13 protein-coding genes are annotated in these 14602 nt (G+C 62.3%); 3 read left to right on the forward strand and 10 right to left on the reverse strand.

Going from position 1 to position 14602, the window contains the following annotated elements; genetic code table 11:
• Nucleotides 1-125 precede the first annotated feature (125 nt).
• A complete protein-coding gene (locus tag QRM95_RS04280; RefSeq protein WP_285246594.1) occupies nt 126-1235 on the reverse strand; it encodes an ABC transporter permease in 1110 nt (369 codons plus the stop codon).
• Nucleotides 1236-1353: 118 nt separating this feature from the next.
• Between QRM95_RS04280 and QRM95_RS04285 the strand changes: the two genes are divergently transcribed.
• From QRM95_RS04285 to QRM95_RS04295, 3 genes are all read left to right on the forward strand, one after another.
• Nucleotides 1354-1944, forward strand: a complete 591-nt coding sequence (locus QRM95_RS04285; RefSeq protein ID WP_285246595.1) for a TetR/AcrR family transcriptional regulator — start codon at nt 1354-1356, stop codon at nt 1942-1944.
• 1001 nt (nt 1945-2945) lie between these two features.
• A complete protein-coding gene (locus QRM95_RS04290; protein WP_285246596.1) occupies nt 2946-4340 on the forward strand; it encodes a sugar porter family MFS transporter in 1395 nt (464 codons plus the stop codon).
• A gap of 330 nt (nt 4341-4670) precedes the next feature.
• A complete protein-coding gene (locus QRM95_RS04295) occupies nt 4671-5441 on the forward strand; it encodes an IclR family transcriptional regulator (RefSeq protein ID WP_285246597.1) in 771 nt (256 codons plus the stop codon).
• 64 nt (nt 5442-5505) lie between these two features.
• Here the strand turns inward: QRM95_RS04295 and QRM95_RS04300 are convergent, their stop codons facing one another.
• From QRM95_RS04300 to QRM95_RS04340, 9 genes are all read right to left on the reverse strand, one after another.
• Nucleotides 5506-5715 carry a hypothetical protein gene (locus tag QRM95_RS04300; protein WP_285246598.1) on the reverse strand — a complete coding sequence of 70 codons (210 nt, stop codon included), beginning with the start codon at nt 5713-5715 and terminating at the stop codon, nt 5506-5508.
• Between the two features lie 81 nt (nt 5716-5796).
• Nucleotides 5797-6648, reverse strand: a complete 852-nt coding sequence (locus tag QRM95_RS04305; protein ID WP_285246599.1) for an aldose 1-epimerase family protein — start codon at nt 6646-6648, stop codon at nt 5797-5799.
• A 109-nt stretch (nt 6649-6757) separates the two neighbouring features.
• Nucleotides 6758-8281, reverse strand: coding sequence for an aldehyde dehydrogenase (NADP(+)) (locus QRM95_RS04310; protein ID WP_285246600.1), 1524 nt, complete (start codon nt 8279-8281; stop codon nt 6758-6760).
• A 30-nt stretch (nt 8282-8311) separates the two neighbouring features.
• Nucleotides 8312-9202, reverse strand: a complete 891-nt coding sequence (locus tag QRM95_RS04315; RefSeq protein WP_285246601.1) for an SDR family NAD(P)-dependent oxidoreductase — start codon at nt 9200-9202, stop codon at nt 8312-8314.
• 10 nt (nt 9203-9212) lie between these two features.
• Nucleotides 9213-10385 carry a mandelate racemase/muconate lactonizing enzyme family protein gene (locus QRM95_RS04320; RefSeq protein ID WP_134164273.1) on the reverse strand — a complete coding sequence of 391 codons (1173 nt, stop codon included), beginning with the start codon at nt 10383-10385 and terminating at the stop codon, nt 9213-9215.
• A complete protein-coding gene (locus tag QRM95_RS04325; protein ID WP_134164272.1) occupies nt 10378-11274 on the reverse strand; it encodes an ABC transporter permease in 897 nt (298 codons plus the stop codon). The genes QRM95_RS04320 and QRM95_RS04325 overlap by 8 nt, the downstream gene beginning before the upstream one ends.
• A 2-nt stretch (nt 11275-11276) precedes the next feature.
• Nucleotides 11277-12188, reverse strand: a complete 912-nt coding sequence (locus tag QRM95_RS04330) for an ABC transporter permease (protein WP_208324239.1) — start codon at nt 12186-12188, stop codon at nt 11277-11279.
• A complete protein-coding gene (locus QRM95_RS04335) occupies nt 12185-13321 on the reverse strand; it encodes an ABC transporter ATP-binding protein (protein ID WP_285246602.1) in 1137 nt (378 codons plus the stop codon). The genes QRM95_RS04330 and QRM95_RS04335 overlap by 4 nt, the downstream gene beginning before the upstream one ends.
• A gap of 33 nt (nt 13322-13354) precedes the next feature.
• On the reverse strand, nt 13355-14566 hold the full coding sequence (locus QRM95_RS04340) for an ABC transporter substrate-binding protein (RefSeq protein WP_285246603.1): 1212 nt from the start codon (nt 14564-14566) through the stop codon (nt 13355-13357).
• Nucleotides 14567-14602 lie beyond the last annotated feature (36 nt).

Raw genomic sequence — 14602 nt, forward strand, 5'->3', positions numbered from 1 at the left:
GAGTTGTGCATCCGGCATTCCCGGGGCAACCACTGAGCCCGGCTTGTGACGCTAGTGCAAAAGGATCGCGGGCGGGAATTTCAAGCCGTTTGGTCCGTCCTGTTCCCGTGGAGAGCCGGGCAGTCCTAGATGTCGGCGATGGCCGGAGCGTTGCGAAAGTGGCCTACGGCGATCAGGACCGCCCCGGCAGTGGCCCAGCCGGCCAGTACGAGCCATGGGAACGCGGTGGCAGCGTCGGGGAAGTAGGAGAGGTCGCGCAGGAGCGTCCCGGAGGCGCCGGGGACCAGCCATTGGCCGACATCACCCCACGGTGCGGGGAGGAACTCCTTGGGTTGGGTCAGTGAGGAAAGCGGGTTGCCGATGAAGAGGGTGATGATCGCGCCAACCGCAATGCCCGGCTGCCCGATGAGTGCATTGAGGCCCACGATGATGGCGGCCGTTGCAACGATTCCCAGTCCGATCGCGCCCGCATTCGTCCAGTAGCTGCCTTGGAGGGTGTGGAACCAGGCCTGCAGGATTCCGGCGAGGCCAGCGCCTGCGATAACGCCGTAGGCGAGGATCGCGCCGAGTCGTCTCCATGTCCCGGAGACGAGGAGGGAGATGAGCGCGCCCCCGATCATGCCGCCCATGGCCAGCGGAAGGCCTGCAACGGCGAGTCCGGTGCCGCGCGCGTCGTCAGGTGAGAGTGGTACGACGTCGGTCACGGTTACCTGGGGGACCGTGACCGGTGCGCCTTGCTGGGCCTGCCCCGTTTGGCCGCCCTGAGCTATCGTTGCCGCCTGGGTGAGGGCCTCCTGAAGCTTGGCGATGGCCTGGCTTTGGATCTGGGCCTGCATCTGGGCGCCCATCTGGGTCAGTGCCTGCGATGCGACCGGGCTGCCTGCACTGGCGACGAGGATCTCGGGTGAAGCACCCAGGACAATCGCGCCGTACACCTCGCGCTGTTCGATGAGCTTTAAAGCCTCATCGCGGCTTGAAGCCGTGCGCACGTTGAGGCTCCCGGCGGGAGCCTTGGCGGTGATCTGGGAAATCTGGTCTGGGCTTCCCACCGCCGCGATAGGAAGATTCTGAACCTTTGCGGTGACGCTCGGCCAGGCAAAGGCCAGCAGAACGATGCAGACGGCAGCTGCGGCGAGCAAGGCGGTCCGCAGCGCATGCGGCCATGGGGTGTGAGTGCCTGGCGTGGGGGCCTGCCGGTGGTCGGGAGCCTGGCTGCGTTCGGTGAGTGTGGACATGGAGTGGCTGCCCCTCGAGGTGTAATGGTGAAAAAGAATGTTTGTTCTTCATTCTGGATCCATCTTCGCCGAATCGTCAAGAATGATCATTCGTTTTCTTTTGTCATAGCATGTACCCATGCCGAAAGTGAGCGAAGAACACCGGCTTGCCATGCGTGAGCGTATCCAGCAGGCTGCGCTGGAGTGCGTGGCGGAAAAGGGCTTTTCGAATGTCTCGATGGGGGACATCATCGCGGAAGCGGGCCTTTCTGCTGGCGCCGTGTACGTGTACTACCGCAGCAAAGAAGAACTGATTGTTGATGCGGGCCGGCGGCTTTTCGCCGAACGGATGGCAGCGCTGGAGGGGCTTGGCGGGCACGACTCAGTCCCGCCGCCTGAGCAGGCCATTGTGGCGCTCATGGCCGGACTGATGCAGATGGATTTCTTTCCCGGGGTCGCGGTCCAGGTGTGGGGCGAAGCCGTCCGCAACGAGCGCCTTGGAGAGGTGGCGCGCAGCATCCTTACCCAAATTCGGGGGCACATCGAGACCTATCTGGAGGCGTGGCTGCGCGCCGCTCGCCCCTCCGAAGACGCGGAATTACAGGCCCGCCGCCTCGCCCCGGCAGTTATGGGGCTGATCCAGGGCTGCGCCATCCAGTCCGCCCTGGCCGGAGAGGACGCCGAAACGGCATACCTCGACTCCGCCCGAACCCTCTTGGCCGCTCTCTAGCAAAACACCTGGCGTTCGCCGCGATGGGTGCCGTGGGTTTCGGGATACGGCCCCCCGGTTGTTGTCTGTCCAGTCCCTCAGGCCGGGTGATAGCCTCGCCGTTCGGTTGCCCGGCCGGCTGTATCGGTTGCAGTCTCGCTGGTGCCATCCCGCTCCATGAGCCGCAGCCAGCAGTCGCCCTCGGTGACCATTGGCTCTGCGGCTTCTATCCGGCGAGTTGTACTGGCGCTGGAGGGAATCCGTTGCGCTGCGCCGGAGGGCTGGTGGCGGGCGGTTCCACAGCTTCGTTTGCGCCGCCGTCCATATGCGAATCGTCAGTTTAGGGCCTAGGACCCTGCGGCCGACCTGTCAGAGATAGCTGGATTGAACCCTATGCAGACGCATATTTCGTTCCTCACTGACGTCCGGTTGGGGTGTGCCCCATCTCGACCTTGCATTTGTAGGGGTTGGGCCGCACTGCTTGGCAGACCACCGTAAATACTCCTTAAGCCCGGTTTACGTCCGTCACCATAACGTGCAGGCTTTCGTGTACTTTGCGACACTCTGGGGCGCTGCCCGATGGGCCAGCACGGTATCCCTGCGATGGGGAGGAGCTTCTCGATCGGCTCTCTCCTCTTGTGCTGCTGCAAGTCGTCAGTTCTGGCTCGACTCCTTCCGCAGCCACGGCTGGCGGACCGAGATCTCACCCTACGACCTCCGAGTAACTAGGCGCCCCTGCCAAGGAACATGGCGGCGGGAGGTCGCCCTGCTTGAGAGGCGCCGGCTTATGCCTGAAAGCAATCGCGAACGCTCCCATTGCGCGAGCCCGCTAGCGTGGCGCGGACACTGGCTGCAATCCCCAAGCCTTGGTGCGGGTTCTGCTCGTCGCTAATACTTGTGATGGGCGCAACACTAAGCTAGCGTATTCGATGGCACAATCCCAGTGAGCGTACGCATATCCCGCTTACCGGGATGCTGATCCGTTGTACCTCGGCCACCGCTCGGCCCCGGAAGGTTTTTCAATGTCATCTCTTACCAAAGGGCCCTCCACCGTGGGACGGACCAGCCCGGTACCTAAGCCCGCCCTGATTTACTTCTTCGGGGCCCTAGGAGGCATCCTCTTTGGGTATGAAACCGGGATCATCGCCGGAGCTTTGTCCTACATCTATAAGACTCCGGGGTTCTCCCAAGATGCCCTCACCACCGGCTTGATCGTCGGTGGGATTTCCATTGGTGCAATAGTTGGAGCGGTTAGTGCAGGCCGGTTGTCGGACCGCATCGGCCGTCGCCGCGTACTCCTGGCTCTGGGAATTGTTTTCATTGTCGGCTCAGTGGTCTGCGCCGTAGTACCGAACAGCGGTGCACTAATTGCCGGGCGAGTCTTCCTCGGACTCGGGGTGGGTGGATGCTCAGCGCTGGTGCCTGTATATCTGTCAGAGATGGCGCCTGCGAAGGCGCGCGGCGGCCTCGCAGGCCTCAACCAGTTGATGATCGTCACCGGTTTACTGCTTGGCTACTGTGTAAATTTCCTCCTTGCCAATACCGAAAACTGGCGGCTCATGCTCGCCAGCGGCGCGCTCCCGGCACTGCTGCTCGTCGCCGGCCTTCCCGTCCTGCCTGAGAGCCCGCGTTGGCTGATGACCAAGGGGCGTACAGAGGAGGCGGCGCGCCTGCTCTATGCCACCCGTTCCGCGGAGGAAGCGGCTTCCGACATTGAAGCGATCAGCCGAGTAGACGCCAGAAGCTCGCATAGAGAACTCCTGGCCAGATGGGTACGCCCGGCCGTCATCGTCGGTGTAGGCATTCCCGTCCTGTGCCAGGCCACTGGGCTGAACATGGTGACCTACTACGCACCCACGATTTTCGAAAGCCTGAATTTGCCGCACGAGAATGCGCTGGTATTCACGATTATTCTTGGAACGATCAAGGTGGTATCCGTGGCCATCGGGCTGCAGTTCATCGACCGGGTCGGCCGCAGGACCCTGTTGGTCGGTGGCAGCGCATGCATGGCCATCTGCATGGCCGCAATGGCCTTCGAGGCGGGTAAAGGCGATCAGGTTAACGCGATGTCAATGCTGATCGCTATGTCCGTCATGTTTGTCAGCTACTCCCTTACCTGGGGCCCGGTTAACTGGGTTGTCCTCGGAGAGATCTTCCCCCTCCGCGTCCGTGGCGCCGCCATGGGCATGGCCAGCATGGTCACATGGTTCGCGACGCTAGCAGTTACCTTCGGCTTCCCTCTGTTGCGGGAGTCGATCGGTCTCGCCGGGACGATGGTGCTTTTCGTGGCATGTAATATCGTCGGATTCTTGTTCTGCCTCAAGTTTGTCCCTGAAACGAAGGGTCGCAGCCTGGAGCAGATTGAACAGGACCTCCACGACCGCCATGACGCGAAAGTCGCTGCGACTACTCATTGATCACACGTCCGACCACCTCGACCGAATCATGACGAGACGGGCCCTGGAGGTCAAAAGCACTCTTCTTCTTCGCTTCACCCATCAGCGGTAACGGAGGAGAGCCATCCCTCAAACCGAACGCCTGGTTTATAAAGGAGCCGTCAAGCCTGCCCGGGATGCCTCGAAGCCTTCATAGGGTACAGCGGCAACAAGTCCCATTGATCGGGACTAGGATGTTCCAAGGACTAGGACGACAATCCGGCCCCTAGGTTCAGGACCCATTGGTTTCTCGCTCTATGCCGAGTCCATAGGGACTCTCCGAAGGGCGTGAACCACGGGAGAGGAAACGGTATGGCATCCACTGCGACGGTGGGAAAGGGGTCTTTGGACCGCGGATTGGAACTGTTCAACCACCTTGCCCGAACCAAAGGAGCTTCCACGGCCGACTTGGTCCAAGCGCTGGGAATCAGCCGCAGTGCTACCTACCGGCTCGTGGAGCGCTTGCATGAAGATCAGTACATCATCCAGACCCCCGGCGGCCAGTGGAGACTCGGCCCTTCCATCGCCCGCCTGGCCATGGCTGCGGTGCAATCGGTCGAAGTGATGGACGTTGCTCCGGAGTTACTTCGGGCGCTGGCTCAGCAAACACGTGAGAGTGTGAGCCTCGGCGTACTCAATAGTCAGGAAATTGTCTTCGTCTACCGCGAGCTTGGACCTCAGTCAGTTCGGGTTAGTGCCGAACTGGGAGCTCGCCGCCCGCTGCACGCAACTTCCATCGGTAAGGCCTACTTGTCGGGGATGGGAGAGCATGAGCGCTCAGTGCTGATTCGCCAGCTCGAGCTCCGCCCACACACTCCCCACACGATCACCTCAAAGGCGAGGCTGGAGGATGACATCAGGCTCTCGTTGGAGCGCGGATGGACTGAGGAACACCAGGAGTTCGATCTCTCCAGCACCTGTTGCGGCGCCCCGGTTTTCGATCACTCCGGGCACGTCGTGGCAGCGATCAGTGTCGCCGGTCCTGCCAATCGAATGCAGGAGCAGACGGCTACTTTTGGTCCTCTGGTCTCGGCAACCGCGGCCGCCATTTCCCGCCAACTGGGATACGAACGTCGCAATTAGTGAACGACGTACAGGCTGTTCAACCTTCTGATGGAGTCTCTGAGGAAGCCATGATCGGGCGGCGCTACTGTTCCCGGCGTGCGGCCCGGACGTGCCAGCCGTCTTCGTGGTGAAACATCCGCCTGCCGCCACCATAAGTCAGGTGGAGCCAGAGAATGCGCCGATCGTGAGTGAAATCATCGACCACACCGAGTGCGATGACGAGGGCGTCATCGAAGACTTCAATCTCCTCGCCGCGGCTGAGGCTTCTCCAATGGGACATATCAAGGGTCATTGTTATCACAGGCCTTCCATGTATCCATCTCTGTTGCTGCATCGTTTGTTGGTAACCGCTTGTTGCTGATCCTGTGAGCGATTACGGATGAGTAGTGAGCCGGCAGCTAAAACTGCGTTCCTCGCCTGGTTGGAACAGCATTTGTCCTGGGCTTGCCAGTACTTCTCCGCGATAGGACGCCGGTGCCGGCAGGCCTGCCCAAGGCTCAAGGCACACGAAGTCCGCCCCGGGCTGCTTCCACACCGTGAACTGCGCGAAGCCAGCGAGAGCCAGGTCAAGTACCGGGCCTTGAGGCGAGACGTACCGGACGGTACGGCTTTTCATTGACTCAAAAATGATCGCTCCGTCGGCGAACAGGTCTTCGGTCAGCGTCAGGACCTTTTGGTGCACCGGTGTCGGAAACCGGGCAGCTGTGAGCTGCACGTGGGCATCAACCCGCCGGGTGTCAGCAGTTTCCTCCTTGTCGAAGAGTAGCTGCGATCCCGGGGATGGATCCCACCGAAAAGCCGGGTGCCAGCCGAGGGATGCTGGCATGGGTCCGGTGCCCGTATTGGTGAGAGAGATGGTGAGGTCGAGGGAGGGCCCGGAGATCGACCAGCTGCTTTCCAACGAAAAGGGAAACGGGAACATCGCTTCTGTTACCGGGCTGTTGCGCAGAAGGAAGCGGGCAGTGTGGGCAGTGGTTTCCAGGACCGTGAAATGGTTGTCCCGTGCGAATCCGTGCTGTGTCATCGGGTAGTTCCGGCCCTCGTAGTGCAGGACTTCACTGGGGACCCGCCCGATGATTGGGAACAGTACGGGGGCGTGTCGGGGCCATTCGGGTCCTGCTGACCAGAGCAGTTCTTTGCCAGTGCTGTTTTGGAGGGAGACCAGCTCCGCGCCGAGGGAGTCCAGTACGGCGCGGAGCTGGTCGGTCTGGAGGTGGACCTTCATCAGTCCGTTTCCGGGCTGGTGCAGTAGTCGCAGTTATCCGGGCACTGCCATTGCTGTGCCTGGTAGGCGCTGTCTTCTTGCCGGGTCAGCAGGAGTTCTGTGGTCATGGTCAGGCCGATGGTTGGGGCAGGCTAAGGTGCCCGTTGATTCGGGTGGGAATAGTGATTTTTCCGTCCTTGAGCTCGTCCGGGAGGACGCTGACCGGGGCGTCCTGGTAGGTGACCGGGCGCAGGAAGCGGCGAATGGCGGTTGCTCCGACGGAGGTGTGCAGGGAGTTAGTCGATGGCCAAGGCCCGCCGTGGGTTTGGGCCCAGGCCACGCTGACGCCCGTCGGGTAGCCGTTGTAGATGATCCGGCCGGCCCGGGCCCTTCCGAGTTCGGTGAGCCGGTGGGCCAGGTCGTCGTCGTCTTCGCCCAAGTGGATGGTCATGGTTAGGGAATCCTCGATCATCGACAGTGCCTGTTCGAGTTCGGGCAGCGTCCCGTAGCGGACGATGATAGCAGAGGGGCCGAAGCATTCCTCGACCGTCTCCCGGCGCAGCCGTGTGGCGTCGATGCTGTAGACGGCGGGAGAAACACGGAACCCGCCTTCGTCGGGGACTTTGCCGGTGGCGACCTTGGCCACGTCCTCCTGGTCCTCCAGTGCCCGGGTGATGGCGGCGTAGCTTTCGAAAATCCTGCGGTTCAGCAGGGGTGAGACGCTGGTGGACGACAGATCTTCCGTGAGCCTGGAGACGAGGCTGTCGCCTTCGGGGCCGTGCGGCACGAACACGACGCCGGGTTTCGTGCACAGCTGCCCGGCGGAGGTCGTGATGGAGGCGGCAAGGCCGGCACCGATGTCCGCGCCCCGTTCGGCGGCGGCGCCCGGGGCGACAACCAAGGGGTTGATGCTGCTGAGTTCGCCGTAGAAGGGGATGGGCTGTTCCCGGCGGTTGATCGCTTCCATGAGGGCGTCGCCGCCGCCAAGGGACCCTGTGAACCCGACAGCTTGAATGAGGGGGTGACTGACCAGCGCTGTCCCCGCTTTTTGGCCGAAGACCATTCCCAGGGTCCCTTCAGGCGCCCCGTAGTTGATGGCCGCTGCGGCCATGATCTCGTAGGAGATTTTGGAGGTTCGGGGGTGGGAGCTGTGCGCTTTGAGCACCACGGAGCAGCCTGTGGCGAGGGCCGATGCTGTGTCGCCGCCGATGACGGAGAAGGCGAAGGGAAAGTTGCTGGATCCGAAAACGGCCACCGGGCCGATAGGCTGGAGCATCCGGCGCAGGTCCGGGCGCGGTCCCATTGGAGTCTCGCCGGCGGTGTCGATGGTCGCCTCGAGGTAGCTGCCCTCTAGCAGTACTTCGGCGAAGAACCGCATCTGGAAGCTCGCCCTTTTCAGTTCCCCGGTCAACCGGGTCGGGCCGATTCCGGTCTCCTCGTCAGCGGCCTGGATCAGTTCTTCCGCGTTCAGGTCCAGGCTGTCCGCGAGGACCTGAAGCAGCCCGGCCCGGCCTACCCTGCCGATGCCCTCCAGGTAGGCGAAGGCCTTGCCCGCGCTCTCGACGATGCGGTCAACATCCGCGGGGTTGCTTTCTTCTGCTACCGGGTCCAGGAGGGCTCCGGTGTAGGGGTTGGTGCCTGCGATGGTGGTCATGATGCTGGGGTCCTTGGCTCTGGGGACGGGTCAGTGGAAGAGTGCGGGGGGAACCGGCGTGGCGTTTCCCGGGTGCATTACCGGCACGCCTTCGACCTGGGGTGCACGTCCCTGGGCCAGCATGCCGCCGTCGATGTTGAAGGCCTGTCCGGTGACAAACGCTGATTCATTGGAGGCCAGGAAGATGACTCCGGCTGCGATGTCTTCGGGTGTTCCTGCCCTCCCCAATGGGATTTGGGCGGCGCGCAGGTCCTTCTTGCCGTCCCACATGGGCGGTTCTCCCTCGACGGCGATTGCGCCGGGGCGCAGGGCGTTGACCCGGATGCCCCACGGGGCGAGGTCGACGCCGACGGCGCGGGTGAAGGACTCCATCGCGCCTTTGACCGAGTCGTAGGGGATGTGATTGCGGTGGGCGCGTTCGGCTCCGTGGGAGCTGATGTTGATGATCGACCCCTTCTTCTCCTGGGCGGCCAAGGCGCGCGCTGTGCGCTGCGTACATCCATAGAGCATGTTCATGTTCTTACTCACGAACAGTTCCCAGTCGGCTGGTTCCACTGACAGGAAATTGCCCCATGCGGTGTCACCACAGCGGACATAGGCGTTGTTGACCAGAATGTCGACTGTACCCAGAGCTTCCTCGGTTTCCGCGAAAACCCGGTCGACCTGAGTGAAGTCGGACATATCGCCAATCGCGGCGAATGCTTCCACGCCGGCGTCCCGCAGCTCATGTACGACGGCCTCAGCTGCCGCCGCATCAACGTCGTTGACGGCGACGCGCGCGCCTTCGGATCCGCACCGGATCGCAATGGCACGGCCGATGTTCCGCCCTGCTCCGGTGACGAACGCGGTCCGGGCTGTGAGGGCCCCGTGCCCTGTGGTGATGCCGGGGGAAGCCCAGGTGGTGGGTTGCTGGTTGTTCATGCCTTCTCTTTCACGGGGAGGTGATGTCCAGTGTGTGTGTGGGCAAAGCCCACATCCTCACTGCATCTTCGTTGATGTCAACGCCAAGGCCGTTCCCTGTCGGAATGGTGACCTGGCCGCTTCGAGCCAGTATCGGCTCCTCTAGAACGCCTTCACGGAAGGGATTCTCTCCCCGGTCGTATTCAAGCAGTGGCGGGTAGGCGTTCCTTTCACCGAAAGGTGATGCCGGGAGGGTGGAGAGCAGTTGCAAGGTGGCGGCCATCAGAACGCCGGTCCCCCAGACATGGGGGGTGACGCGGAGGTTCCACGCGGTGGCCATTTGTGCGATGACCTTCGCCTCCGTGAACCCCCCGCAGACGGAAAGGTTGGGCTGGACAATGTCGACGCGCTTTTCCGCGATGTAGTCGCGGAACCCGAACCGGGTGTAAAGGGCCTCTCCTGCCGCCAACGGAAGGTCCGTATTGTTGCGCAGCATGGCCCACCCGTGTGTTTCGTCCGGCGGCAGGGGCTCCTCGATCCAGGAGGGACTAAACTCCTTTACCTCACGCAGTGAAGCCAGGACCGTGTCCACCGTGGCGTTGGCGTTGTAGTCCACCATGACCAGCCCCCCCTGCCCCAAGAGGTCCCTGGTGAGGCCTGTGCGTTCGACATCGTCATGGACGCCCGAACCGACCTTGATTTTCGCGGCAGTGAAACCTTCGTCGACGGCTTCTTCGATGTAGTCCCGGAGGATCCCGATGTCGTCCGATTCATGGTAGTAGCCGGTGGAGGCGTATGCGGTTACCTCATCACGGATCCGTCCACCGAGCAGGGCCGAAACTGCAACACCGTACGTTCGCGCGGCAGCGTCCCACATCGCGGTATCCAGGCCACTGATGGCTGCAACGTGCAGGCCGCCCTTGGTCAGGTGGTACCCGGCGTTGAGCCGGCTCAGCCAGGCACCTTCCCTGAGTTCCAGTGGCTGGCCGATGACTGCCCGGCCCAGATCTTCGAGGTGGGCCGCGACGACGCGGGGCGGCCCGAAAGATTCGCCCCAGCCGATGATCCCGTCCGAGGTCGTGACCCTGACCAGGGTCGCCGTCCTGGCCGCAACCCGGACCTTGGAGGTGCCGAAGCCGCCGTCCTTCAGCTTGTGCTCGAGCGGAAAAATTTCGATCCGCTCGATGGTGCTCGGCCTAGTCATCGTCTGCGGCACCCTTCACTTGACCGACAATCTGGGTGGGGTTGACGAAGCGAAGCGCGATCATCAGCAGCACCGAAGTCATAACGGTGTAGATGACGGCCATCGCATCAATAGTCTGGGCGCTCCGGATTCCGGTGGAGAATGCAGCCGAGTAGAGGGCGACGATGAGCGTTTCGCTCTTGGGCCCGGCGACAAGGAACGTCAGTTCGAACATGGCCACGGTCCGGACGAGGATCAGCACGCCTGCCGCCAGGATGCCTGGGGTGAGCAGCGGGACAAGGACCATCCGGAACATTTTCCATGTGTTGGCCCCGCACATGCGGGCCGCGGACTCCAGGTTCCTGTCCAGCTGGCCGATGAATGGGGTCATGACAAGGATGACGAACGGCAGGGCCGGAACGAGGTTCACGAGGATGACCCCCGTGAGGGAGCCGGTCAGCTGAAGCTGGTACATCAGTGTCGCCAGGGGGACGCCGTAGGTGATGGGAGGGAGCATGACCGGCAGCAGCATCAGCAGCATGACCAGCTTCTTGCCGGGGAAGTCCCGTCGGGCGAGGGCGTAGGCGGCCGGCACACCGAATGCCAGGGACAGTGCCAGCACGCTGAAGGTCACTTGGAGCGTGGTAACCAGCACCTGGGCGAGGTTAAAATCCTGCCATGCTTGGCCGAACCACTGGACCGTGAAGCCTTCGGGGAGCGGTCCCTTGAACCATGTTGTTCCGAGGGCGTTGACGATGACGGAGAGGATGATCCCGGCGAGGTTCAGGAGGAAGAAGCCGACGGCGACCCAGACGGTGATCTGGAGCAGCGAGCGTTTGTTCTTTACAGGTGCCGGTGGCGCCTCGCTGGCCCTGCGGGACGTGCTTGAGGGGGTTGTTGTGGTTGTCATGGTCAGCCCTTGCCTCCTGCTGTGGATCCTTCATAAAAGCGGCTGCGCAGGAACAGGACCGCGCCGATGATGACCATCTCCACTACACCCATAATGACGGCAATGGCCGAGGCGAGCGAGAAGTCGTATTGTTCGAACGCTGCCTGATATGCCGCGATGGACAACACGCGTGTCGAACCGGTCGGTTCGCCCACGAGGTTCGCTGAGGGGAAGACGCCGAATGCCAGGACGAACGTCAGGCAGAAGGTCATCGCCAGACCCGGTGCGAGCAGCGGCATCACGATGTACTTGGTGCGCTGCCACTTGGTTGCACCGAGGGTGGCGGCGGCCCGCTCCAGTGTCGGGTCAATGCCGGAAAGGTAGGACAGGGTCAGCAGGAAGGCAAAGGGAAAGCCGGTGATGATCAGGGAAAAGAGCACGCCTGCGTAGTTGTAGATCAGCCGTACCGGTTCATCGACGAGCCCGAGGCCCAGGAGTGCCTGGTTGAACCACCCGGTGGGGGAGAAATAGCGGAGCAGGCCATCGGCGACGAGCACCGTGCCGAGGCTGACGGGCAGTACCAGGACTGCGGTGAGGAGCCGCTTGCCGCGGAACTTCCGGCGCATTTGCATCGCAATGGGGACGGATGCGCCGACGTTGATCAGCGCGGCCGGCAGTGCCAGCCCCAATGTCTTCCAAATGGTGGAGGACTGGAACGGGTCAGTGAAGAAGTTCACGTAGTTGACGAATGGCCCGCCGCCTTGGAGCGGGTCCATCGAGATGCTGACGCCGTAGAACATCGGGTACACGAAGAGTCCGCCGAGGAGCAGAACGGCCGGGAGCAACAACACCAGCAAAGGGTCGATGCCGCGGTCCGCCAGCTTGTGCCGGAAATTCAGCGTAGGGGCGTCCGTGCGGTTGGTAGTGGTGGTCACGAGAAGACCTCGACCTGGACGGCTGCCGCAGCCTGGACGACGTCATCAGAGCATTCATCGCCGGTGAAGAGCAGCGCACTGTAGGGGGAGAACCCTACTTCGAACGTGTCACCGGCGCTGACGCGGTCCTTGAGCCGGAGGTGGATGACCTCTCCGGCCTCCGTGACGCCTTCGACGACAAAGCTGTGTCCGGAGAACTCCACGACTACCGCACGGACTCGCAATGAGTTTCCGTCCACGGGGCCAAGCTGGAAATCTTCCGGGCGGATGGCCATGATGGCGTTGCCTCCCTGGATCGGGCGCTGGGCCATGACTTGGAAGGAATTGCCGTGGGAGCGGGCGTCTACGATTCCCTGCTGACCCGTTGGTGAGGAGGCCTCGACAGAGAACAGGTTCCGGAACCCCATGAAGGACGCGACGTAGGTGTTGATCGGCCGGTTGTAGACCTCTTCGGGCGGCCCCACTTGGTCGACCTTAGAACGGCGCAGAACCACCACTCGGTCAGCGAGGGCCAGTGCCTCTTCCTGGTCGTGCGTGACGTAGATCGTGGTGAGCTTCAGGCTCTGATGCAGCCGCCGGATTTCTGTGCGCATCTGAAGTCTGAGCTTGGCGTCCAGGTTGGAGAGGGGCTCGTCCATGAGAACGAGGCGGGGCCGGAGGACCACGGCGCGGGCTATTGCCACGCGCTGCTGCTGGCCGCCCGATAGTTGGCCGGGGAGCTTGGAAGCGTGCTCCTGCAGGTCCACCATCGCCAGGGCCTCATCGACCCGGGAGCGCATTTCCTGTTTGTTCACTCCCCGGACCTTCAGGCCAAAGCCGACGTTGTCGCGGATGCTGAGGTGGGGAAAGAGCGCGTAGTTCTGGAACACCATGCCGAATTCACGTCGTTCCGAGGGCAGGGTGTCGATCCTGACGTCGTCGGCCCAGATGGCGCCTTCGCTGAGCGGCAGCAGGCCGGCGAGGCAGCTCAGAGCCGTGGACTTTCCGCAGCCGGACGGGCCGAGGAGAGCGATGAACTCTCCGCCTTCGATGGTCAGGTTCAAATGATCCAGGGCTGTGATGGGCCCGAATTTTCGGGTGACGCCCTGCAGCCGGAGTTGTCCGAGCTGGGGTTTGGTATTAATGCTGGTCACGTCGTTGTCTCCTAGGGATTAATACTTCGCCGGTTACTTTTTCTGCACCTTGGCGCCGCCGATGTTCCTGTCCCAGAGGTCAAAGGCAGAGACCATGGCATCAGCTTCGAGCGGGATTTCCAGCGGCTGGCTCTTGATCAGCTCGTCATAGATGGGGCGGCCGAACTTCTTGATCAGGTCTTGGCTCTCCTGGGGAGCCATGGACAACGGCACATCCTTGACGGCAGGTCCCGGGTACAGGTAGCCGGAATCGTAGGTGAGGGCCTGCTGCTCAGGTTTCAGCGCATACTTCATGAAGTCCAGGACGACGGCCAGGCGCTGGCCTTCGATTCCCTTCGGTACGGTCATGAAATGGCCGTCACCGACCCAGGTGAAGTTCTTGAATGCGCTGACCTGCATCTCAGCGGGTACTTGGCCGATGGCACGTGGGTTGATGTCCCAGCCCGTCGTGGTGGGAACCATCCACCGGTTTCCCTGCGCCAGCTCGCTCATTGTCTGGGCGGTGCCAGTGGGGTAGTAGTCGATGTAATGGTTCAGTTCCGCCAGGTAGGCCCACGTCTTTTCCCAACCGTTGACGGGGTCTTTGGGGTCCTTGTCGCCAAGCATGTAGGGCAGCCCCATAAGGAACGCTCGTCCTATGCCTGAGTTGGCAGGCCGGGCGTAGAAGAACTTGTTGGGATTGGCCTTCGCCCAGTCCAGAAGTTCCTCGGGTGTTTTGGGCGGGTTAGGCACCTTGGCGGGATCGAATTCCAGAAGGGGACCGCCGGGGTAGAAGACGAAGGAAAGGCCTTTGCCCTGGGCGAGCTTCTGAAACTTACTGACGTTCGCGTCGTAGAGGGTGGCGGTGTCTGGAAGGTTGGCTTTCTGCTGTCCGAGGAGGTCGTACCAAACGTCCTGTTTCAGGCCTGAGGCCATCCCGTCAGAACCTGTCAGGACCAGGTCGATGTCGAGTCGTCCGGCCTTTTGCTGCGCCTGAAGCTTGCCGACAAGTTCGGGGGCGTTGACCTTCTGGAAAGTGAATTCCTTGACCAGGTTGGGGTGTTCCTTCTGGTAGTTGTCAAAGATCTTCTGGCTCAGCTGGAGGTTCCCTGCGACGTCCACGACGTTGATGGTCAGCGGCTCAGTAGGCAAGGCGACTGCACCGGCGGGAGCATCGGCTGCGGCGGGGGGTTTAGGTGCGCCGCATCCGGTGACCAGCATGGCACCGGCCAGTGAGATGGCGGCAAGGGTCTTCAAGTACTTCATTGGAGTCTCCGTTGTCTCGTGCCCGTCGCCTTCGGC

This window comes from Pseudarthrobacter sp. efr-133-R2A-89 (assembly GCF_030209315.1).
Taxonomy (GTDB): domain Bacteria; phylum Actinomycetota; class Actinomycetes; order Actinomycetales; family Micrococcaceae; genus Arthrobacter.